Origin of the sequence: Bacteroides muris (ex Fokt et al. 2023) (assembly GCF_024704895.1) — a bacterium.
In the GTDB taxonomy this organism is placed as follows: domain Bacteria; phylum Bacteroidota; class Bacteroidia; order Bacteroidales; family Bacteroidaceae; genus Bacteroides; species Bacteroides muris.
The window spans coordinates 1-21,253 of sequence record NZ_JAMZEE010000027.1 but is presented as its reverse complement, the minus strand read 5'-3'; the positions used below and the strand labels follow the sequence as shown (position 1 = coordinate 21,253).

Below are 21,253 nucleotides of genomic sequence, written 5' to 3'. Positions count from 1 at the left end.
TTTACTGGAAACAAGCCTGGGAACTGTTGAAGCAGAATAAACTGTTCAGCATGCTCTACATTGTGGGTACGGGGCTGGCCATTTTCTGGTTGCAGACACGTACGAGGCGCGAGGAAGTGGGAGTGATGCTGTCGTTCGGAGCTACACGTAGTGACATTGTCCGCCTGCTGATGGGCGAAGGCACGGTATTGACCGTGGTCGCTTCACTGACTGGTTTTCTGCTTTATTTGCAATATGCACTGAAAGAAGGGCTGGCCAAAGGACAGAATTGGGTAGAGAGCACAGAGAGCTATTGGGTGTCGGATTTCACCTCGCATTATCTGCTCGTGTCGCTCGTCATCTCACCTGCGGAAGCCCTGCGTGACGAATAGATGAAAACGGACAAGGTGTTCATTTTTGGACACCTTACTGCATGTATAAATAGCAGATAATCAATGATAAACGATTTTGGTACAGTTTTTGATCCCTTGAAGCAGAAATTGTGCGGGATAGAAATAGAACAGAATAATAACAATTAAATACTTACCATTATGATTAAGTTAACTGGCATCAACAAGATTTATCGTACAAACGAGATTGAAACCGTGGCATTGGAAAATGTAAACCTCGAAGTGAACAAGGGAGAATTTCTCAGTATCATGGGACCTTCCGGTTGCGGAAAATCTACGTTGCTGAACATTATGGGTTTATTGGATGCACCCACCAGCGGTACCATCGAAATAGCTGGTACGAAAGTAGACGGCATGAAGGACAAGGAGCTGGCTGCTTTCCGTAACCAGAAGCTGGGTTTTGTGTTTCAGTCTTTCCATTTGATTAACTCGCTGAATGTATTGGATAATGTAGAGCTGCCTTTGCTGTATAGAAAGGTGTCTGCCAAAGAACGCCGCCGTTTGGCAGAAGAGGTATTGAAGAAGGTAGGTTTGAGCCACCGCATGCGCCACATGCCTACACAGCTTTCCGGCGGTCAGTGCCAGCGTGTAGCCATTGCCCGCGCCATTATCGGCAACCCGGAGATAATCCTCGCCGATGAGCCTACCGGTAACCTGGACTCCAAGATGGGTGCCGAAGTCATGGAGCTGTTGCATCAGCTGAACAAGGAAGACGGACGTACCATTGTGATGGTGACCCACAATGAAGAGCAGGCCAAACAGATTTCACGTACCATCCGCTTCTTCGACGGACGTCAGGTGGAATAATTACTGCTTAGCAACTGTCAACTATTAATTATCAACTATCAATTAAATGAAATGCAAACCGTAAGACAAGCTTTTACTATCTTGAAGCAGAATCCGCTGTTGAGTATAATTTCCATACTGGGTACGGCGTTTGCCATTACCATGATTATGGCTATTGTGATTATCTGGCAAACGAAGTATGCCGATTTGGAACCGGAAGTGAACCGTAGCCGGTGCCTTTATTTTTCTGCCATGCATATAAGCAGCAAGACAGAGAAGAGGATACAAAACTATAATACTCCTTCACCGGCATTTATGAAAGAATGTATACAGCCGCTGTCCGAAGTGGAAGCTTGTACTGCTTTTGCTCCGGCCAGTGCCGCTTTGGTGTCTCTTACAGATGGCAGCAACCGGGTAAAAGTGGATGCTATGCAGACCGACCAGGGTTTCTGGAAGGTATTCAGCCTGCAGTTTCTGGCAGGACATGGTTTCGGCGAAGAAGACCGTGCAGGAGGTACAAAGGCAGTTGTGGTTTGTGCTTCTGTGGCACGTAAGCTGTTTGGCACGACGGATGCGGTGGGGCAGCAGTTATTGTTGAATCGCGAACCGGTGCGTGTGATAGGAGTGGTAAAGGATGTTTCTGTCACGGCAAAGGATGCTTACGCACAAATATGGAGCATGTATCCGGCGGATAAGTTGGAAGTGATTTCGGTATGGAGTTATGGCGGTGATACTCATATTGCTGTACTGGCACGTACATCCGATGATTTCCAGACCATTCGTCAAGGTATTGCCAAACGGATAGAGGCTGTCAATGCAGGATTGGGAGATATGCAGCTAGACATCATGGAGCAACCGGACGGCATCGTGGCTCATGTGAACCATGTATGGTCTAACGTGGGACCGGATGTGACGATGCTATACCTGCAATATGCCATTGCATTGTTCATCATTCTGTTGGTGCCGTCGCTCAATTTGTGCGGACTGAGTAACAGCCGGATGCAGCAGCGCATCTCGGAGCTTGGAGTGCGTAAGGCCTTCGGTGGAACGCGCGGTGTACTGATACGCCAAATTCTGAATGAGAATCTGGTGCTGACACTGCTTGGCGGTGTGGGAGGATTGTTGTTCAGCTATGTGGCTGTATGGGGAATGCGTACCTGGCTTTTTACCAATGACCAGAATGTCGGTACGGCCGGTGACTTTAGCCTGAGCATGGAAGCATTGTTCAGTCCTTGGGTATTTCTGCTGGCTTTTGCTTTCTGCATGGTCATCAATATGCTTAGTGCCGGACTGCCTGCATGGATGGCGGCAAGACGGACAATTGTAGATTCACTAAACGATAAATAAAACAAGAAGTATTATGAAATTCATTTTACACAACTTACGCATGATATGGGCACGCCTGAGCAATAGTGGGTGGGTGTTGGCCGAACTCTTTCTGGTATTCATCGTGATGTGGTTTCTTTGCGATTCTCTGGGATGTATGAAATATACTTTCTATCGTCCGTTGGGATATGATATCGACCATGTTTATCGTCTTACTACGGTGCAGGGAGGCGAGAGCCGTGATACGACATTGCTCAATGCCGACAAGTATCTGAATATCCTGAAAAGGCTGGAGCAAGAACCGACTGTAGAGGCCGCCTCGTTGAGCTATTGGAGCTTGCCTATGAGTGGCGCGAATAGTTATAACTCGCTGGCTGTACAAGATACCATCGGGCAGAACGGGCGTATAATTTATGCTACCGGTGGATATACACGGGTTTTTCATATGCAGGAGCAGCAAGGGCGGACTTTTGCCGCTTTGCCTGTCGGTATCAATAATGTGATGTTGAGCCAGGCTATTGCCGATGCCTTCAAGAAACGGTTGCCGGAATTCTCACTCAACACACCGCTGACATGGCGTGGAGATACGGTGAATACGGTTACTCAAGGTGGCATTGTCGGCAGCTTCCGCGATTACCGCTATGGCAATGACGCTCATTGGATTTTTATGCGCCTGGGCGAGCAGCTTATGCGTGAGAGATTCGGAAATGAGCAGGCGCAGATTGTGTTCCGTGTAAAGCCTGCTGCCGACGGGCCGGACTACCGGGAACAATTTCTCCGCGAGATAGCGCCGAGGCTGGATACGGACAATATATTTGTTGCCAGTGCGGAACCTTACACGCAAATGCAGGCACAGTTTGAAGTGATGTATGGAGATACGGACAAAGTGAACAGTCAGACAATAGTGGTGCTGTTCCTCTTGGGAAATGTCTTCTTGGGACTGATAGGTACTTTCTGGGTCCGCACGCGCCGCCGTCGCTCCGAAATAGCTTTGCGGTTGGCGATGGGTAGTACCAAGCAGCAGGTCTTTGCCCTTCTTATGGGAGAGGGGTTACTGCTGTTGGCGCTGGTTACTCTGCCTGCCATGCTGGTATGTTACAACGTAGGTGTCGGCGAATTCACCATTGGACGTACTGCATTGATTGCCACTTGGCCCGTGGAGTGGAGCATGATGCGCTTCCTGATAGGCTCGCTGGGGGCTTGGCTGCTGATAGCGCTGATGGTGATGATGGGCATTTGGTATCCGGCACGGCAAGCCATGAAGATAGAGCCGGCAGAGGCACTGCATGAAGAATAAGAAAATAATATCAACGATAAAAAAGAACGTATCATCTGTTTGTATCGAACACATCACTTGTTTGGGGCAAATACATCATCCGTTCGTACTAAACACATTGTCTGTTTTTTTTGAGTAAGTCATCATTGTAATAAATAAGCAAGAATATGAAGACAAATATTATAGGTGTTATCATCGCATTGGCATTGGCATTTGCAGGCGTAATTTGTGCATGGGGACAAGATAACAAAGTGAGTGAAGTGCGTAAGGTGGAGGCTTTCTCATCCATCAGGATAACTTCTGTGGGTACGGTTTACTTCACACAGAGCGACAGCTACTCCCTACAGATTGAAGGACGGGAGAAGTACGTGAAGAATACGGAGAGCACAGTGAAGGATGGTCATCTCACCATCGGTTTCAAGGATAAGAAGATGCGCAACCAAGATGACGGTGTCACCATCCGTCTCTCGGCTCCGGATTTAAAGATGTTGGAATTTATCGGTGTGGGTGAATTCAACTGTGAGGAACCCTTGAAGCTGGATAAGCTGGAGTTTGAAGTGAAAGGTGTGGGTGATGTGCATGTGAAGGATTTGACTTGCCGCGACCTGCGGGTGGCTTTGCGGGGTGTGGGTAGTGCCGACATCCATGTAGTTTGCGATTATCTCTCTGCCAAGGTGGGAGGAGTCGGCGAAATTACTCTGAGCGGAACTGCCGGGCATGCTGACATTTCTAAAGGAGGCATAGGCGGGGTAAATACTGATAATTTGAAAATAGGCCGTTCCCGCCCGAAAGGCGATGAAGGTGCAGCCCGCTGAAGCATTACATGATGAATAGAAAGTTATGAAACAAATTTTAGCTCTTGTCCACCAGAATCCCTTTTTCAGTGCTGTTTCCGTCATCGGTACGGCAGTGAGCATCACCTTTGTCATGGTCATTTACATGGTGTATGACATCCAGACGGCTGACTTGGCTCCCGAGTCGCACCGCAGTAGTATGGTATATTCCTCTTATGGATACTCTTACCGTAAGTCCGACCACAGCAATTCTAATACGGGTATGTCTTATCGGGCTGTCAACGCTATTTTTGCAGAACTTCCGGGTGCGGAACTTGTCACCTATCTGGGACCTACCTATCTTAGATATTGTGGGGATTCACCCGCGCGGGGAATGCGCCGCACGGTTCGTCAGGTGGATTTGAACTATTGGCGTGTCTACGATATCCCTCTTGTGGCGGGCCGTCTTTTCAGTACCGAAGAGTTCGATGCTTGCCGGGATGTCGTGGTTATAGGCGAACAGCTTGCCCGCGAAGCTTTCGGGTCTGCCGAAGCAGCCATTGGCAAGAATTATTTTGTTAACTTTCGCCCTAAGCGCATTGTCGGGGTCACCAAGGATGTGAGCTCTCTGTTCACATTTGCTTATGGAGAGTTGTGGATGCCTTATTCCACCCGGGATTCTGGTCTGGGCAGTGAAGGGCTGCGGGGAGGTTTCGAGGCTGTGGCTCTTGTCAGGCCCGGTGTCGGCAGAGAGGAGCTCAAGCGGCAGATAGAACAGTCGCTTGCCCGCTTCAACGAGACACTGACCGAATATAAACTGGAACTTCCCGATCTCAGCACTTATACGGAACGGCAGTTCTTCCGTAATGACACGATGAGCCCTGCCGTAACCTGCATAATTCTGGGGTTGATATTGCTTATTGTGCCCGCCATCAATGTCAGCGGACTTATATCTTCGCAAATGTCCCGTCGCATGGCTGAGCTTGCGGTAAGGAAAGCATACGGTGCCAGCCGTTCTACCTTGATGGTGCAGTTGCTCCGCGAGAATCTGGCCTTGGCATTTGCCGGCGCATTGCTCGGTTTTCTCTTTTCGTGCATATTCCTATGGCTGGGCAAGGACTGGATGCTTGGCGATGGCGCTCCCGGAGCGAATTTTGATGTAAGCATCTGGCTCTTCCTCCGACCTGCGGTTTTCGTGGCTGTATTGGTGGTATGTCTGTTGTTCAACCTGCTTTCTGTGTTTATTCCGGCCTGGCATGCCACTCGCCGTCCCATAGCCGAGGTTCTTGGCGGTGAATGAGCGGATAAACAAATTCTAATTTAAAAACAGTAACGAGTATGATACATTCTATTTTGCACCAGATATGGAACCAGCGCCGCAGTAACGGTTGGCTGTTTGCCGAGCTGTTGATTGTATTTACATTGATGTGGTATTGTGTGGATGTGCTCTATGGCTTTGCCCATGCAGAACGGCAGCCTAAGGGGTATGATTTGGAGCATGTCTATAAGATAAGGATTTCCTGCAATCCCACACAGATAGTGTCGTGCACGTCGGAAGACAGCCTGCAGACCTTCTGGTTCAAACCGATGGAGGAGGTGCTCCGGCGTATCAGGCAATATCCTGCAGTGGAAAGTGCTGCCACGTGGCTGGGTACCGATACTTATACCCGCGGGCGTGTTTACCAGGGGTATACGACGGACAGCGTGCATGTTGTTGAGACTACAGTGCGCTATGTGTCTCCCGAATATTTCGACGTCATGCGTATTCCGTTGTTGCAGGGGAATGTCTCGGATTGGAATTCCACTGCCAGTCCTCTGCCTGCCGTGGTGACCCGTGATTTGGCAGACAGTCTTTTTCAGACAAGTGCCGAGGCGGTGGGTCGCGAGTTCCTGGATTATTACAACGGAAGTCTTCGTTACTGTGTCTCTGCAGTCTGTGCTTTGCAGAAGACGGATGATTATGCCCGTTACGGACCTTTTGTTCTGACTCCTTTTCCCGGTTGGTTCTATGAGGCCCAGTACCTTCCGTTCATCTCCCTACGGATACGTCCGGAGGCGGATACGGATAATTTTGCAGCCCGTTTCTATCAGGATATGACGTCGCAGCTGCAGGTTGCTCCATTCTATCTTTTCGACATACAGAGCTATAAGGACCAGAAGATAGAACGGGATGCTGCCGAAGGAATCACTCCGTATATCCGCAGCGCAAGGCTCATTGTGATATTCTTCGTTTTCAATGTATTCATCGGGCTGATGGGAACTTTCTGGTTCCGTACCCGCCATCGCCGCAGCGAGATTGCTTTGCGCATGGCCATGGGCAGCAGCCGCGGAAGAATACGCTGGCAATTGCTGGGTGAAGGGTTGCTGCTGTTGGCGCTTGCCTCTATCCCCGCTTTGACAATATGTATTAACATGGTTATGGCAGATGTCACTTTTACGGAAGCCACGGATGCTACTTGGGGGAGATTTGTCATATGCGTTTCTATTGTCTGGATATTGATGGCATTGATGGTGATTGCAGGAATCTGGTATCCGGCTTCACGGGCCATGGAGGTGCAGCCCGCTGAAGCATTGCATGATGAATGAGTTTTTTTGAGTAATCTGTGCTCATTCTAGGGAACGTATTTCCCCGTTTCAGGCGAGGTGGTGATACCGGATGCGAACGAATAATCATTCAATCCGTTTGCAGGCATTGGCTTGCAGGAACTCCTCCAATATATCCTCGTAATTGCCATGCAGCATGATGTGGTGGTTGCCCAGCGGTGTCTTGAGGAAATAATCGGCAGGAGAGTTCATCTTTATCCGCACTTGGGTGCGGCACATATTGATGTAGTTTGTATTCTCAACAAGCGCGCCGGTGCTTAAGTAATATTCGTCCAGACTCTCGTTTCCGCATTTCACGATGGTTACGTCTCCCGTTGGCAGAATTCCCTGAATACCGATGCCGCTCTCCGTTTCAAAATGGTTGCGTATGATGAATTGCTCCGTTTGTGCGATGCCGATGGTGCAGTGTGCCAAGATGATTTCATTGGTACGGGCATTTATCATGGAAGGGTTGGCCATGAAAGAGTTCTTTCCCGTCAGCACTTTTACGGCCAGCATGGTGAAGACGGATTGCAAATCACCTTCACATCCGGCAATGATTCCGTCGTCGTTCAGCAAGGCAAGGGCAAGGCAGCCGGTGGTTCCCGTTTGGTCTATCAGGCGGAAGCAGCTGAGGGTAATGGCGCTCAGTCGCTCTTCCTCTACAATCCTTTTGATGGCCCGATACAGCCGCACGGCCTTTATCATGTCTTCGGGGCTTGCCTCGCGGCAGGCAAGCGCTTTTTCTGCCAGGCTGGCGCATGCTTCGCCCACCTCCTCGTCCGTTATCTGTCCGTAGTATTCGTAAATGCGGTCCAATGAGACGTCTGTGTACTCGATACCCCAGCGGCGCTTGGCAAGCAGATAATCCACATTGCTGGCAACGAGCCAATTGGACGGAGTGCCCATTACGCCGATGCGCATGCCGAAAAGGCGGCGTTGTGCCATGAAATTGCTGTGCAGAACAAAGATACGCTTGATGGTCTCGGGCAGTTCTCCGTGAAGAATCTCGCTTTTCATTCCCCGGCCGCGCAGCCAGGAAGATATTTCGAGGGCGGCGGCCAGTGAGTTCTGCATGCCGTCTGCCAGGAGGATGGTGGGGCGGGGAAGGGACTCGAAATGCTGGATTACCAGTCTTTCCACGCCTCCGGTCGCGATGAATATGATGCTGAAGTCATCGGGTGATAACTTGTCTATGTCTTTGTAATCAATGAAGTTGACGGTAAAGTACTTCTCCAACTCAGTCAATATCACTTCGTGGGAGTTACGGATTGATGCTTGTTTATGCAGTATGGAAGCAAAAGTTATAAGGTTGATGACCATGATGTTATTTACAATTTTACAATTTACTGTTTATTAATTGAGCCTGCTTGGTTCGTTTGCTTTTTCAAAGGTACAAGTTTCTGTTTACATATCATAGAGTTTTCACGATAGATAAGTTTTTTAAAGTTTTTATTGTCCTGCCTTCCTTTTGGTTTCAAATAATTCGCTACATTTGCAACTTTAAGATAAAGTGATAGCAATGTCACCTATAGATACTCTATATTGAATAGTAAATCGTAAAATAGTAAATAGACCTCATGCCAACAATATCCATTCGCGGAATGGAGATGCCCGCATCTCCTATCAGAAAGCTTGCCCCTCTGGCAGATGCTGCCAAACAAAGAGGCGTACATGTATTCCACCTGAACATCGGACAGCCCGACCTGCCTACACCGCAAGTCGCGATTGACGCGATACGGAACGTCGACCGGAAAGTTCTGGAGTACAGCCCCAGTGCGGGATACCGCAGTTACCGCGAGAAGTTGGTGGGCTACTATGCGAAGTACAATATCAATCTGACTGCAGACGACATCATCATCACTTCCGGCGGTTCGGAGGCGGTGCTGTTTTCTTTCCTGGCTTGCCTCAATCCGGGTGATGAAATCATTGTTCCCGAGCCGGCCTATGCCAACTATATGGCGTTTGCCATCTCTGCCGGAGCCAAGATACGCACCATTGCCACGACCATCGAAGAGGGTTTCTCGTTGCCCAAGGTCGAGAAGTTCGAAGAGCTGATTAACGAGCGCACGCGTGCCATTTTGATTTGCAATCCCAACAATCCTACGGGTTACCTCTATACACGCCGTGAAATGAACCAGATTCGCGACCTTGTGAAGAAGTACGATTTGTTCCTTTTCTCGGACGAGGTGTACCGTGAATTTATTTATACGGGTTCTCCCTATATCTCTGCCTGCCATCTGGAGGGCATTGAGAACAATGTAGTGCTGATTGACTCCGTGTCCAAGCGCTATTCGGAGTGCGGCATCCGCATCGGTGCCCTGATTACGAAGAACAAGGAAATCAGGGATGCCGTCATGAAGTTCTGCCAGGCGCGCCTCAGTCCTCCGTTGATTGGCCAGATTGCCGCAGAAGCATCGCTGGATGCCGATGAGGATTACCTGCGCGACACATACGATGAATATGTAGAACGCCGTAAATGCCTGATTGACGGATTGAATCGCATACCGGGCGTATATTCGCCCATCCCGATGGGAGCGTTCTATACGGTGGCAAAGCTTCCGGTGGATGATTCCGACAAGTTCTGTGCCTGGTGTCTGTCGGAGTTCGAGTACGAGGGGCAGACGGTATTCATGGCTCCCGCTTCCGGTTTCTATACTACGCCGGGGTCCGGTCGCAACGAAGTGCGTATCGCATACGTACTGAAAAAAGACGACTTGAACCGCGCCTTGTTTGTCCTGCAAAAGGCATTGGAAGCCTATCCGGGACGAACCGAATAAAATGAAATAATTCATTAGGCGCGGATTACGCGGATTACACGGAAAACTTAAGATAAAGAGGTCTGTTTCAAATCTTCCGTGTAATCCGCGCCTACAAAATAATGGCCCATGAACTTATCTCGCTTTATAGCGTTGCGCATTTATCGCAACTCGGAGCCGGGCAAGCAGGTTTCCCGTCCGGCTGTTCTTATCGCCATGGTGGGCATTGCCCTCGGACTGGCGGTGATGATTATTGCCGTGTCCGTCATTGTCGGCTTCAAGAGCGAGGTAAGGGATAAGATTGTGGGGTTCAGTGCCCATATCCAGATTGGGAACTTGGATGCTGCTCGCTCTTATGAGACGCGTCCGGTGGTGGTGGGCGACAGCATGATGGCTGCGCTTTCCGACTATCCCGAAGTGGAGCATGTGCAACGCTACTCCACCAAGCTGGGGATAATAAAGACCGCCGATGCCTTTCAGGGAATGGTGCTGAAGGGTGTGGGGCAGGAATATGACAGCACCTTCTTCCACCGCCATCTGCTGGAGGGGGAGTTTCCGCAATTCAGCGATTCTGTTTCGTCCAACCGTGTAGTCATCTCAAAGTCTCTTGCCGGCAAGCTACAACTGAAGCTCGGTGACAAGATAGACACCTACTTCATCCAAGACGATGTGCGTGCCCGCCGCCTGAAGATTGTAGGTATCTATCAAACCAACTTCTCCGAATACGACAACCTGTTCCTGATTACCGACCTCTGTCTGGTGAATAGGCTGAATAACTGGGAGCCCGGCCAGGTGAGCGGTGTGGAGCTGGAAATACGCGATTATGATAAGCTGGAAGAAACCACCTATGAGATAGCTGCCGATGCGGACGGGAATCCCGACCGCTATGGTGCCGAGTATTGCGTCCGCAATGTAGAGCAGCTCAATCCCCAAATCTTTGTCTGGCTGGGCATCTTGGATGTCAATATCTGGGTCATTCTTATTCTGATGATTGGGGTGGCGGGGTTCACCATGGTGTCAGGCCTGCTGATTATCATCATAGAGCGTACCTCCATGATAGGCGTGTTGAAGTCTTTGGGAGCCAATAATTTTACCATCCGTAAAGTCTTCCTTTGGTTTTCGGTCTTTCTCATTGGGAAAGGTATGTTCTGGGGGAACATGATTGGCCTTGCATTCTATTTCGTGCAGCGCTGGTCTGGCTTGTTCAAACTCGACCCTGAAACCTATTACATGGCTACTGTTCCGGTATCTTTCAATATCTGGCTGTTTCTGCTGCTGAATGCTGGTGCATTGCTGGCTTCGCTACTGATGCTGCTGGGTCCTTCATTCCTGATTACACGCATCCATCCGGCAACTTCCATCCGTTACGAATAAGAGAGTCACTTTCTCAGAAAACCGCTTTTCTTGCGGAACAGGCAGTACCACTTCCAACGCAAAGACTGTATTGGCTGCAATAGGTCGAAAACCGGTAGGGTGAAGTAATAACTGCGCTGTTCTTCCAGGTCGCAGGCAGTTTTGTTGACAATGACGGCCTGCATGGTGAAACGGAGCAGGAACAAAAGAAAAGCCACGCCTGCTGCCAGCCAGTGGAAATGCAGAATGCCGATAATCATGGCGGCTGTCCAAGTTGCGTGGAATGCCAGGCGGCTCAGGGTTTCAAAACCGGCCATCCGGCGTTGCATTCCATGATACAGCCGTGCTGTGGAGGCATAGCCTATTTTCTCTTCTTTCCAATCCTTGGCACGCAGAAGCGGCGGCATGCGCACAATGGCTTTGGCATCCGTTTCCACCCGTGTGTTTTCCGGGGTGGCCACGTGGTTGATGAACAAATCGTCGTCTCCGCGTTGCAGGTTGAGGTGTGCGGAGAATCCTTTCTGCTGGTAGAAGAGTTCCTTCCGGTAGGCCAGGTTACGCCCGATGCCCATGTAGGGGCTGCCTGCCAGGGCAAATCCCAGATAGCGCATGGAAGTGAACAGGTTGTCGAATGCAGCCCGTTTGTGCAGCCAGCCTTTGCCGCGCTCGTAGCCGCTGTAGCCCAGCACCACCTGGGTGCGTGGCGTGAAGTTGCGTGCCATCAGTCGCAGCCATTGGTTGCTTTGGGGCATGCAGTCAGCGTTGGTAAACACCATCCAGTCATATTTGCTGGCCTTGATTCCAAGCATCACGGCCAGTTTCTTGCGGCTGATGTAGCGGGAGGACTCGGGCACGAAGCTGTGGTAGAGATGGGGATATTTCTCTTCGAGGATGGTCAGGTAATCCTCGCTCTTGTCGGTGTCGTCGTCGTTGATGACGATGACTTCAAATTTGGGGTAGTCCTGCTCCAGCACGGCGCTCAGGTTGCGGCGCAGATTTTCAGATTCCTCGCAGACGCAGATGATGACGGATATGGGTGGCAGTTCCTGGGTGAAATGCATGTCTCCCTGTTTCACGGCACGGCTGCGTGCATGGATACGGTTGTAGAGACAGAGGTAGTAGATAATTTGAATAAGGAACAGGCCACCCGCCGCAGCGAGTACGATAATTTCAGTAGAATCTGATGTAAATGCTTCCATGTGCAGTAGGACGTTTATGTGCTGCAAATTTACACAATTTCCGGCACTACCTCAAACTTTGTTCCGGGAAAGTGCTTGGACAAATACTGCTTGATGTATTTCATCGTGTCTTCCTGGATAGTCTTGTCCTCCACAGTGGGGTAGAGGTTGTAGAGTACCGTATCGAGCGCGATGCCCCGGTTCTTGATGGCTTCGAAGCTCAGCAGGGTGTGGTTGATGCTGCCCAGCTTTCCGGAGGTGACGAAGATAAGCGGGTACTGCTTCTCTGCAATGTAGTCTATCGTCAGGAAATCTTCGGTGAGGGGAACCATCAGACCTCCGGCGCCTTCCAAGAGCACGGTATCATAGCGGTGGGAAAGTTCCCTGGTGGCACGCTCTATTTTTCCGAAGTCTATCGGACGCTTGTCTATGCGAGCGGCGAGGTGGGGGGAGCAGGGATAGGAGAATATCTCGGGCATGGTCAGCCCCTCTTTGTCTTCCGGCAGATAGCCGGTTCCGGTGAGGCGACGGTGCAGGTCGATGTCCTCGGAATGACCGGTGTTGCCGGTCTGGATGAACTTCTGGGTGACGACACGCAGGCCGCGTTGCATAAGCTCACGGGCGTACCAGGCGGTGCAATAGCTTTTTCCGGCATCTGTATCAATGCCGCTGATGAAGTAGATGTTTTTTGTTTCCATTATTCTGTTTTTTTTCGTGCGACGATATAAATAGGGTGATAGGTTAGGCTTACGTTGCCTGCGGCATCACTGAACCGGGTGGCGTATGCTTCGCAGAAGGATTGCAGGCGGCTGCGCGTCCACATCCTTTTTTCCGTTCCCGTCACTCCGGTTTGCTTCAGATGCTTCAGCACTGCCTGAGGGGTGGGGAAGGACAGGGTCACTACCTCTTCCTCGGCATGGAGAACATCGAAGCCGGGAGAGAGCAGGGCTTGCAGCTCCTCAATGGAGAGATACTCCAGCCCGTGCCCCGTCAGTTGGCGTATTTCGTGCATGTTTGTGGTGCCGAAGGTGCTGAAGGCAAGCAGTCCGTCTGCCATCAGTACTTGGTGGCAGCGGGTGAGGAAAGCGCCAGGGTCATTGAACCATTGCAGGGTGGAGCACGAGGTTATCAGGTCGGTTTCTGCGGGGAAGTCGAGAGCTTCGGCATCACCGGGCAAGAAGCTGACGCGCGTAGTGCGCGTAGTGCATAGCTCCCCGACGCATTCCTCCATATCCCGGCAGAGGTCGTTCAGCAACAGCGTTTCCGGTTGCAAGGTGTTCAGCAGGATGCGCGAGTAGCTGCCCGTTCCGCAGCCAAGCTCTACGATGTGGCGGAAGTGTGTAGGAAGTTGCGGACGGGGTATGCCTGCGGAAAGCAGGGCGTCAGTCAGCAGGCGCATCATTTTTTCGGCTACTTGCCGTTGCACGCTGGCTTCGCGGTCATAGGTGCTTCGCGAGTAGGAGAAGCGTTTTGCTACAAGTTCTTTGTCTATGGAGCGGGTAGGGATGTCTGTCATTTTTTTCAATTCTTTTATTGTCTATCCAGTTCTCTCAGATGGCTTAGAAAGTCGTCAATGGGCATCGACCACATGTCTTGCAGCAAGAAGCGGAACATTGGTTCGTCATAGTGGGCGCAGTCTACAACAATTAGTTTGTCATCATTGAACATGTCATCGAAATTTGTTTTCATATTTTCTAAAGGGAATATGCGGTCGTTGGCGCCTATGAAAGCGTAGTCATAATTGATGTATTGGCATTTATCGTTTGCATAGGCATCCGTCTCGTCATTATTGGGGTAGATATAATTGCCGTTTTCATCGATGGTTATCCCTCTCATTCGGGTGTATTTTTTCTCAATGAGTTCCAGCTCTTCCTTAATTTCGTTGAAGTCTCGGCGGGGAGTGATGGCAAGGAAGGCTTTGTAGGCATTGCTGTCTTTGCACATGCGGCGCATGAACTTCTGGAGCGAGGCGGGAGTCAGTCCGCTCAAGGTGTCTCGGAAGGTCTTTTCGGGAATTCCATCTGTGTCACCGATAGGGGTAATGGTACCATTAAAAGCTATAAGCATCAGTTTCTCCTTGGGCACGGAAGCCAGTGCGATAGGAGCAGCCCATACGCCCATAGACCATGTCACTACGTTCACTTGCCGGTATTGCTCTAGGATGGAAGTATCGAAATCGAGCGTGCGGTAGTCATAGCAAATCATGTAGTCCATGCCTTGGGGGCAATATTGTTTAAAGGGTGTTTCGTCGGCGGCCCATCCTGCGAAGAACAGTAGCAGCTTGGGGTTATTTTTTTTGATGATGTAAACCTGTCTCATAATAATATATGTGATGAGTTATCTTACACTATATATATTTAATCATTTCTTCTATCTCCTGCTCTGTAATGTCTGCCGTCAGCGAGAAGCGGATGCGTGATGTTCCTTCGGGCACCGTGGGCGGGCGTACCGGCAGCGCATAGAATCCATGCCTCTGCAGCAGCTCTGCGCACAACACGGTGTCGGCGCTGGGGCCGATAATCAAGGGGACGATATGGCTTGCGCTGGGGCATCCGTACCCCTTGGCTTGTAATGCTTCGCGTAGCGTCCGGCCGATTCTTGCCAGATGCTCGCGGCGGTCTTGCATTCCGGCAAGTTTCCGTACGATAAACAGTGTCCAGGCAATGCTTGTCGGAGGCAGTGCCGTGGTGAAGATGAGGGTTCGCATCCGGTTGACGAGGTACTCGCGTATCGTATGACAGCAGGCGATGTATGCGCCGGCAGATGCCGCTGCCTTGCCGAAGGTGCCCACGAGGAAATCTATATCCCGGATGCATCCGGTTTCTTCGGCGCAGCCCAGGCCTCGTGCTCCTTTTACGCCGAAGGCATGGGCTTCGTCCACATAGAGCAGTACGTTGGGATATTTTTTTTTCAGACGCACCAATGCCGTGAGGTCGGCTTTGTCACCGTCCATGCTGAAGATGCTTTCTGTGACGATAATCAGTTGCCGGTATGTCGTATGATGCTGTTCCAGCAGGCGTTCCAGTTGCGCCAGGTCGTTGTGGCGGAATCGGATGCAGCGTGCGGTGGATAGGCGGATGCCGTCGATGATGCTGGCATGCACCAGCTTGTCTGCCAATATCAGGGTTTGTGCATCGCTCACGGCGGGCAGAATCCCCATATTGGCATGATAGCCGCTATTGAGTACCAGCGCTGTCTCCGTGCCGAAAAGTGTGGCGAGTTCCGTCTCCAGTTCTTCGTAAATCCCGAAGTTTCCCGTCAGCAGGCGGGAGGAGGAGGAGGTCGGCAGGAAGTTGTCCGGCGTCAGATTTTGCAGGAATTCTTCCCTCAGCCGATGGTCGGCGGCCAGGCCCAGGTAGTCGTTGGACGAAAGGTTCAGCATGCGTCGGCCATCGGCTACCACTGTGCGCCCCTCGTGCGTCAGTTGCGGCAGTAGGCGCAGGTTGCTGTGTTCTTTTAGTGTTTGCAGTTCTTGCTGCATATATTCGGTTGTATTCATAATTCTTTTTAATGTGTCCATATGCCAATGTTAGCACATTCTTATAATTTTCGTCAATCCTCCCGTCAGCTTTGTCAGCTGTTGCGGCTCTATAATGAACGGAGGCATCAGGTATACCAATCTTCCGAACGGGCGTACCCAGATTCCCTCTTCAACGAAGCGTTTCTGCATCCACGCCATGTCTACGGGTTCTTTGGTCTCAATCACCCCGATGGCTCCCAGCACACGTACATCTGTCACTTGCGGCAGTCGGCGTGCCGGCTCGAGCTCTTCCAGCAGTTGCTGGCTGATGCGGTTCACCTTTCCTTGCCAGTCGTATTCGGGCGAGGTCAGCAGCTTCACCGAAGCGCATGCCACGGCGCATGCCAGTGGATTCCCCATAAAGGTGGGGCCGTGCATAAACACCTCCGGCGTATGGTTGGAGATGGTATCCGCCACTTCGTTCGTTGTCAGTACGGCAGACAGCGTCATGTATCCGCCCGTTATGGCCTTTCCTATGCACATGATGTCTGGTTCCACACCCGCGTGCTCCCAGGCAAAGAGTTTTCCCGTCCGTCCGAAGCCCGTGGCTATTTCATCGAATATCAGCAGCAGGCCATGTTCCTTGCATATCTGTGCCGCTTCGCGTAGGTACTGGAGGTGGTAGAACCACATGCCGCCAGCGCCCTGCACCACAGGTTCGAGGATAAGCGCTGCCAGTTCCTCGTGATGCTCCTCTACCAGTTTCCGCAGTTCCACCGTATCCCGTTCATCCCATTCGCCGTGGAAGCGCGAGCGCGGCTGCGGCACGAAATAGCGCATCGGCAATGATGCCCCGAACAGCGAATGCATGCCCGTCACCGGGTCGCAGACAGACATGGCATTCCATGTATCCCCGTGATAGCCCGAACGGATAGTCACAAAATTGTTCTTCTTCGCCTTTCCCTTGCCATACCAGTACTGCACGGCCATTTTCAAGGCCACCTCTACTGCCACCGAGCCCGAGTCGGCATAGAATATCTTCTGCATGGACGGCGGGACAAGCGGTAGCAGCAACTGGCCCAGTTCAATGGCAGGGTCGTGTGTCAGCCCTCCGAACATCACATGCGACATCTTGCCCAGCTGTTCCTCTGCCGCCCGGTTCAGTATGGGGTGGTTGTATCCGTGGACGGCGCACCACCACGACGACATTCCCTCTACGAGGGTTTCTCCGCTTTCCAGGGTGATGGTGGCGCCTTCGGCACGCTTCACCTTGTACACCGGCAGCGGGTTGGTTGTAGAAGTATAGGGGTGCCAGAGGTGCTCTCTGTCGAACTGCGAACCGCAGAACCGGTATCCGGCATCTTCTATCAGCATCTTGTCTTCCGACACTTTCGAACCGAGCGTTGTCAGCAGGTCGCCCACGATGGCGGAGTTGATGCCGATGTGCAGCGCCTGCTTCACAGCCTCCTTGCTTAGTTGCGAGCGTCCTCCGGCAAAGCGGAGGAAAGCTGTCGGGTTGATGAAGCGGAAGAGGGCGATGGTGGTCAGTATTTCCTCCTCGCTGAGTGGTGCCTGCTGTTCCAGCGGTGTACCGGGGATGGGGTTCAGGAGGTTGATGGGGATGGACTGTACTTCCAGCTCGCGCAGTGTGAAGGCGAATTCGATACGTTGCTCCATGCTCTCGCCCATGCCGATGATGCCGCCGCTGCAGATGTCCATGCCTACGTTGCGGGCGGCTTGCAGGGTGCGCAGCTTCTCTTCCTGCGTGTGCGTGCTGCACAGTTGGGGAAAGTAGGAGGGGGCTGTCTCCAGGTTGCAGTGATAGCGGGTGATGCCTGCGTCGTGCAGTGCCCGCATTTCGTCTTCGTTGAGCAGTCCCAGTGATGCGCACAACTGGATGGACGAGTGCCGGCGCATGTGCCGGGCGGCTTCGCACAGTTTCTCCATGTTTCTGGAGGAGGGCTTCCGTCCACTGGTCACCAGCGAGAAACGTGCCACGCCTTGGGCTTCATTATGCCGGGCATGCCGCAGGCATTCTTCTTTGTCCACCAGGTCGTACACGTCTGCCTGGGTTTTGTAGTGCGACGACTGTGCACACCACTTGCAGTTTTCCGGGCATCGTCCGGACTTGGCATTAATGATGGAGCACATATCAAACTCCTCCGTGGCCAGGCCCCGGGTTATCTCGTGGGCAGCTTCGTATAGTGCTTCCTTGTCGGGTTGCACAGCCAGCCATTCGGCTTCTTCCTTACTGATGTGGCTGCCGCGCAGCACTTGTTCCTTCAACTTCTGTAGGGTCATATCTTTCTTGGGTTAAGTTCGTGGATAAAGACAGAGGTACGGATTGCCGGGGCGGTGCAGCTCGTCATTCTGCTGCATGGCTTCCGGTAATTCGTACCTCTTATTCTCTTTTGTTTCAGGCTATATGTGTCTTGTCCGCCCGTACTCCCGCAGGGGCGGATGACTTGTGTTTCAAAAAGAATGTGCCGGTTTGTTCCCAGCTCCGTGAGGATACTTGTTAGGGCGCTGCTGCTACCCAGCGGAATGTCGGTGTCGGTTTCTCTTCCTTCCGTTTTCCCTTTCCAGGTACTCTCTTCCCCGCATCCGGCATGTCCGTCGGTTCCCGCAGTTTTCTGTTTGGACAGAGAGCTGTCTGCCACGCTTTTGCGCAGGCAACCGATGGTGACACACCGTCCTATGCTGGCAAATGCAGCGTAGGCTTTTCTGCTCCAGCGGCGGAAGCGGATGGTAGGTGCGGTGGGTGATGTATTCCTCATGTTTTTTTCAGCCTGATGCGGTTTTGTTTCCTTTTAGCGGGTGCAAATGTAGAAAAAATAATTTCATAACGGTAACGGTAATGTATGAAAAAAGAAAAGGCTATCTATCCCAGACAGCCAATCTTTCGTTAACCTTAAATCTAATACTATGAAAAACACACTGCAAAGGTACGTGTTTTTTGATAGTCTCCAAATCTGCAGTAAATAATATCATGTTTTATAACAACACTTAATAGTCATTAAGAAGTTTATCTGCGATATTCATCATATATTTACCCTCAATATATCATCCGTTTGCCTTTAATGTATGATGTATTCGGTGTGGACGGATGATGCGTTTTTGTGAACTATATATTGGCAAACAACTATAACTTTTCAAATTTATGAATGTAATTGTAGAACGCTTCCAATGCCATAAAATTGTGAGCGACCCCGGTCTCGCCCATGTTGTACTATCTCCGTCAGAAACCCAAGACTTGCGGCACCATAGACGTCGATGTCCTTGCCGCCTCCATCCAGAAGGACTGTGTCATGACGAAAGGCGACGTGAAGCACGTCATCGAAGCCCTGGTGGAGGAGATTCAAGGCAACCTTGCCAACGGTGACAAAGTGAAGCTGAACCAGCTGGGTACTTTTCACATGACGTTCCGCTGTCCCGGCATGGAGACCTCGGAGAAGTGTACGGTGCGCATTATCGCGAAGGTGAATATACGCTTTATCCTCAACATGGAGCTGAAGTTGGTGAACGGCAGCACCGCCGTGACCCGCAGCCCGGCTATGTGGACTATGTGCTCGACAAGCCCGAGGAGGGCAGTTCCGGCGAAGGCAATCAAGGCGTCGGTCCAGCAATGACGGTGATCAGGGCGAGAATCCGCTGGGATAAAAAATGAAATTTTATTCTGCATCATTTTGAGAGTTCTTTTTTGAGGAGATTTTTCTCTGTTTCTATGAGGATCATAGCAAGCTGTGTGGCAAATAGAAACAGGAAGATAGACCAGAAAGAAGCTCAAAAGAAGCTGAATAAAGAAAGCTTTTTGAATATAATCTGAATAGGCTTAATCCTTAACCCTTAATTTAAATTTCCTATAAGTACAAAATCATCTGTTTGGGATAAAATCCTGAAAGTGATAATCGCTGTAGCTTCTGCCCTCATTGGTGCCTTGAGCATCCATGTCATGACGGTGTAGCTTTTTTAAATTAAAAAGTTAATTCTTAATTCTCATGAGATTCATCAATCTTATCGTCGTCCATTGTTCCGCCACCCGCTGCGACCGCTACTATACGGAGCACGACTTGACGATAGACCAGAATGTGTCAAAAACCTCTTTTTAATAAAATCACCCTTGCTACAGATATCTGTGACAGGGGTGATTTTCATATTTTTGGTGTTTGGACACATCCTCCTATCATTTTTATATCCGGAAGAATGGTGACATCAAGTCTCTTCGCCCCTTGTCCCTGCCCGGAGGCGAATGCAAATAGCATCGGTGTCTGTTACGAAGGTGGTCTTGACGAGTATGGTCGCCCTGCCGATGCGCGTACCCCTTTCCAAAGGCATTCTCTGCGCGTACTTGTGTTGCTGTTGCTGAAAGATTATCCCAGTGCCCGGCTTTGCGGTCACCGCGACCTAAGCCCCGACCTGAACCATAACGGGGAGATAGAGCCGGAAGAGTGGGTGAAGCAATGTCCTTGCTTTGATGCAACGATCATTCTGACAGAGCCTGCACCACCCAATCCGGCATACTTAGAGCCTGTTTAAATTTTCTTCAAAAAGTTTTTTCAGCTTCTTCCCAAGCTTCTTTCCGGTCTGTTTATTTTCTGCAAAATAAGGTATCCCTTATCGGTATCCCTTATGGTATCCCTAAGTTTGTTTTTAACCTTTCGCCTCATTGCTATTTATCAACGTCATTTATTCATTTGGGCATACAAAAGAACTTATGAAGTCATATCCTCTAAACACCCTAAACAGTACATATTTTATTTGGAAATACTTCTATATATTTATTATTTAGAATTTCTTTGTAGAAATAAACTTCTAAATAATGAATTTATGACTAAGATAATTCACGTACATCTCATTTTCGAGAAAAAGGACTATTATTTCGGCAGTATCAGCGCCATTTATACCGTCCTAAATGACGCTCAAATAGGTATCAAAAAGAGCTCGCTACTTCATGCGGGTCTCACTGAGGGTAGCGTTAAGATAACCCGTAGAGCCATTATCAAGCAGTCTCACCTCATTCGTTGTGTTCAAGAATAACCTAAACACTCCACACGGAAAAAAGGCTGAATCGCGCCTCAAAAAGCGTCAATTCAGCCCTCTACTTTACGTAATATCATTTTTACTGTTTAGAACTTCATAAAAACTCAATTAAATTAGCCCACAATATAAGCAAATATAACAGAACGTTTTGGACTCATAAAATCTATATCTTTACGTCAATCCCTTTATCCATCGGCATTTCAGCCAATTTATCCCTCTCGTAGTTTACATACAAAGTGATTTGCCCCCCTTATGTTTTTCTGTTTCTATTCGTCACATAGCCCGCTATGCTCTTCATTAAAACAGAAAAACATCCTCAAAAAGAACTCT

General features: G+C 50.3%; 18 protein-coding genes and 3 pseudogenes. 13 read left to right on the top strand and 8 right to left on the bottom strand.

Annotation, left to right across the window (positions count from 1 at the left end):
- Positions 1–23 precede the first annotated feature (23 nt).
- The 7 genes and pseudogenes from M1B78_RS11745 to M1B78_RS11715 all read left to right on the top strand — a co-directional run.
- Positions 24–371, top strand: a pseudogene (locus M1B78_RS11745) (FtsX-like permease family protein); the annotation flags it as partial.
- Between the two features lie 159 nt (positions 372–530).
- Positions 531–1,196: an ABC transporter ATP-binding protein gene (locus tag M1B78_RS11740; RefSeq protein ID WP_257940753.1), complete on the top strand. Its 666-nt coding sequence runs from the start codon at positions 531–533 to the stop codon at positions 1,194–1,196.
- A gap of 51 nt (positions 1,197–1,247) precedes the next feature.
- Entirely contained in the window at positions 1,248–2,522 is a 1,275-nt protein-coding gene (locus M1B78_RS11735) for an ABC transporter permease (protein WP_257940752.1), read from the top strand.
- Between the two features lie 13 nt (positions 2,523–2,535).
- Positions 2,536–3,798: an ABC transporter permease gene (locus M1B78_RS11730; RefSeq protein ID WP_257931489.1), complete on the top strand. Its 1,263-nt coding sequence runs from the start codon at positions 2,536–2,538 to the stop codon at positions 3,796–3,798.
- Between the two features lie 146 nt (positions 3,799–3,944).
- Positions 3,945–4,592, top strand: a complete 648-nt coding sequence (locus M1B78_RS11725) for a DUF2807 domain-containing protein (RefSeq protein ID WP_257940751.1) — start codon at positions 3,945–3,947, stop codon at positions 4,590–4,592.
- Between the two features lie 25 nt (positions 4,593–4,617).
- Positions 4,618–5,850 (top strand): ABC transporter permease, encoded by a 1,233-nt coding sequence (locus tag M1B78_RS11720; RefSeq protein ID WP_257940750.1) that lies wholly within the window; start codon positions 4,618–4,620, stop codon positions 5,848–5,850.
- A 38-nt stretch (positions 5,851–5,888) separates the two neighbouring features.
- Positions 5,889–7,136 (top strand): ABC transporter permease, encoded by a 1,248-nt coding sequence (locus M1B78_RS11715; RefSeq protein WP_257940749.1) that lies wholly within the window; start codon positions 5,889–5,891, stop codon positions 7,134–7,136.
- Between the two features lie 84 nt (positions 7,137–7,220).
- Here M1B78_RS11715 and M1B78_RS11710 read toward each other — a convergent pair whose 3' ends face one another.
- A complete protein-coding gene (locus tag M1B78_RS11710) occupies positions 7,221–8,456 on the bottom strand; it encodes a fucose isomerase (protein ID WP_176469183.1) in 1,236 nt (411 codons plus the stop codon).
- 257 nt (positions 8,457–8,713) lie between these two features.
- Here M1B78_RS11710 and M1B78_RS11705 point away from each other — a divergent pair, with 257 nt between their 5' ends.
- Together M1B78_RS11705 and M1B78_RS11700 are read left to right on the top strand one after the other, a co-directional pair.
- Positions 8,714–9,913 carry a pyridoxal phosphate-dependent aminotransferase gene (locus tag M1B78_RS11705; protein ID WP_136010672.1) on the top strand — a complete coding sequence of 400 codons (1,200 nt, stop codon included), beginning with the start codon at positions 8,714–8,716 and terminating at the stop codon, positions 9,911–9,913.
- Between the two features lie 108 nt (positions 9,914–10,021).
- Positions 10,022–11,266 carry an ABC transporter permease gene (locus M1B78_RS11700; RefSeq protein WP_176469184.1) on the top strand — a complete coding sequence of 415 codons (1,245 nt, stop codon included), beginning with the start codon at positions 10,022–10,024 and terminating at the stop codon, positions 11,264–11,266.
- A 5-nt stretch (positions 11,267–11,271) separates the two neighbouring features.
- Here the strand turns inward: M1B78_RS11700 and M1B78_RS11695 are convergent, their stop codons facing one another.
- The 7 genes from M1B78_RS11695 to M1B78_RS11665 are packed head-to-tail and all read right to left on the bottom strand — an operon-like array spanning position 11,272 to position 18,660.
- On the bottom strand, positions 11,272–12,444 hold the full coding sequence (locus M1B78_RS11695; RefSeq protein WP_257940748.1) for a glycosyltransferase: 1,173 nt from the start codon (positions 12,442–12,444) through the stop codon (positions 11,272–11,274).
- A gap of 29 nt (positions 12,445–12,473) precedes the next feature.
- The gene (gene bioD / locus M1B78_RS11690; protein WP_257940747.1) at positions 12,474–13,121 is read right to left on the bottom strand and encodes a dethiobiotin synthase; all 648 of its coding nucleotides are present in this window, start codon (positions 13,119–13,121) and stop codon (positions 12,474–12,476) included.
- Positions 13,121–13,939, bottom strand: coding sequence for a malonyl-ACP O-methyltransferase BioC (gene bioC, locus M1B78_RS11685; RefSeq protein WP_257940771.1), 819 nt, complete (start codon positions 13,937–13,939; stop codon positions 13,121–13,123). Before bioC ends, bioD begins: the two co-directional genes overlap by 1 nt.
- Positions 13,940–13,953: 14 nt before the next feature.
- The gene (locus M1B78_RS11680) at positions 13,954–14,742 is read right to left on the bottom strand and encodes a pimeloyl-ACP methyl esterase BioG family protein (RefSeq protein ID WP_136010668.1); all 789 of its coding nucleotides are present in this window, start codon (positions 14,740–14,742) and stop codon (positions 13,954–13,956) included.
- A gap of 28 nt (positions 14,743–14,770) precedes the next feature.
- The gene (locus M1B78_RS11675; RefSeq protein WP_257940746.1) at positions 14,771–15,922 is read right to left on the bottom strand and encodes an 8-amino-7-oxononanoate synthase; all 1,152 of its coding nucleotides are present in this window, start codon (positions 15,920–15,922) and stop codon (positions 14,771–14,773) included.
- 30 nt (positions 15,923–15,952) lie between these two features.
- Positions 15,953–18,184: an adenosylmethionine--8-amino-7-oxononanoate transaminase gene (gene bioA / locus M1B78_RS11670; RefSeq protein WP_257940745.1), complete on the bottom strand. Its 2,232-nt coding sequence runs from the start codon at positions 18,182–18,184 to the stop codon at positions 15,953–15,955.
- On the bottom strand, positions 18,181–18,660 hold the full coding sequence (locus tag M1B78_RS11665; protein WP_257940744.1) for a hypothetical protein: 480 nt from the start codon (positions 18,658–18,660) through the stop codon (positions 18,181–18,183). Before M1B78_RS11665 ends, bioA begins: the two co-directional genes overlap by 4 nt.
- A 383-nt stretch (positions 18,661–19,043) precedes the next feature.
- On the opposite strand from M1B78_RS11665, the pseudogene M1B78_RS11660 reads away from it, so the two are divergent.
- The 4 genes and pseudogenes from M1B78_RS11660 to M1B78_RS11645 all read left to right on the top strand — a co-directional run bounded on the left by M1B78_RS11660 (position 19,044) and on the right by M1B78_RS11645 (position 20,920).
- Positions 19,044–19,543: pseudogene (locus M1B78_RS11660) on the top strand (HU family DNA-binding protein).
- Between the two features lie 202 nt (positions 19,544–19,745).
- Positions 19,746–19,847, top strand: coding sequence for a smalltalk protein (locus tag M1B78_RS11655; protein WP_257940770.1), 102 nt, complete (start codon positions 19,746–19,748; stop codon positions 19,845–19,847).
- A gap of 34 nt (positions 19,848–19,881) precedes the next feature.
- A pseudogene (locus M1B78_RS11650) lies at positions 19,882–20,419 on the top strand (N-acetylmuramoyl-L-alanine amidase).
- A 291-nt stretch (positions 20,420–20,710) separates the two neighbouring features.
- Positions 20,711–20,920 (top strand): hypothetical protein, encoded by a 210-nt coding sequence (locus M1B78_RS11645; RefSeq protein ID WP_257940743.1) that lies wholly within the window; start codon positions 20,711–20,713, stop codon positions 20,918–20,920.
- Positions 20,921–21,253: the final 333 nt, after the last annotated feature.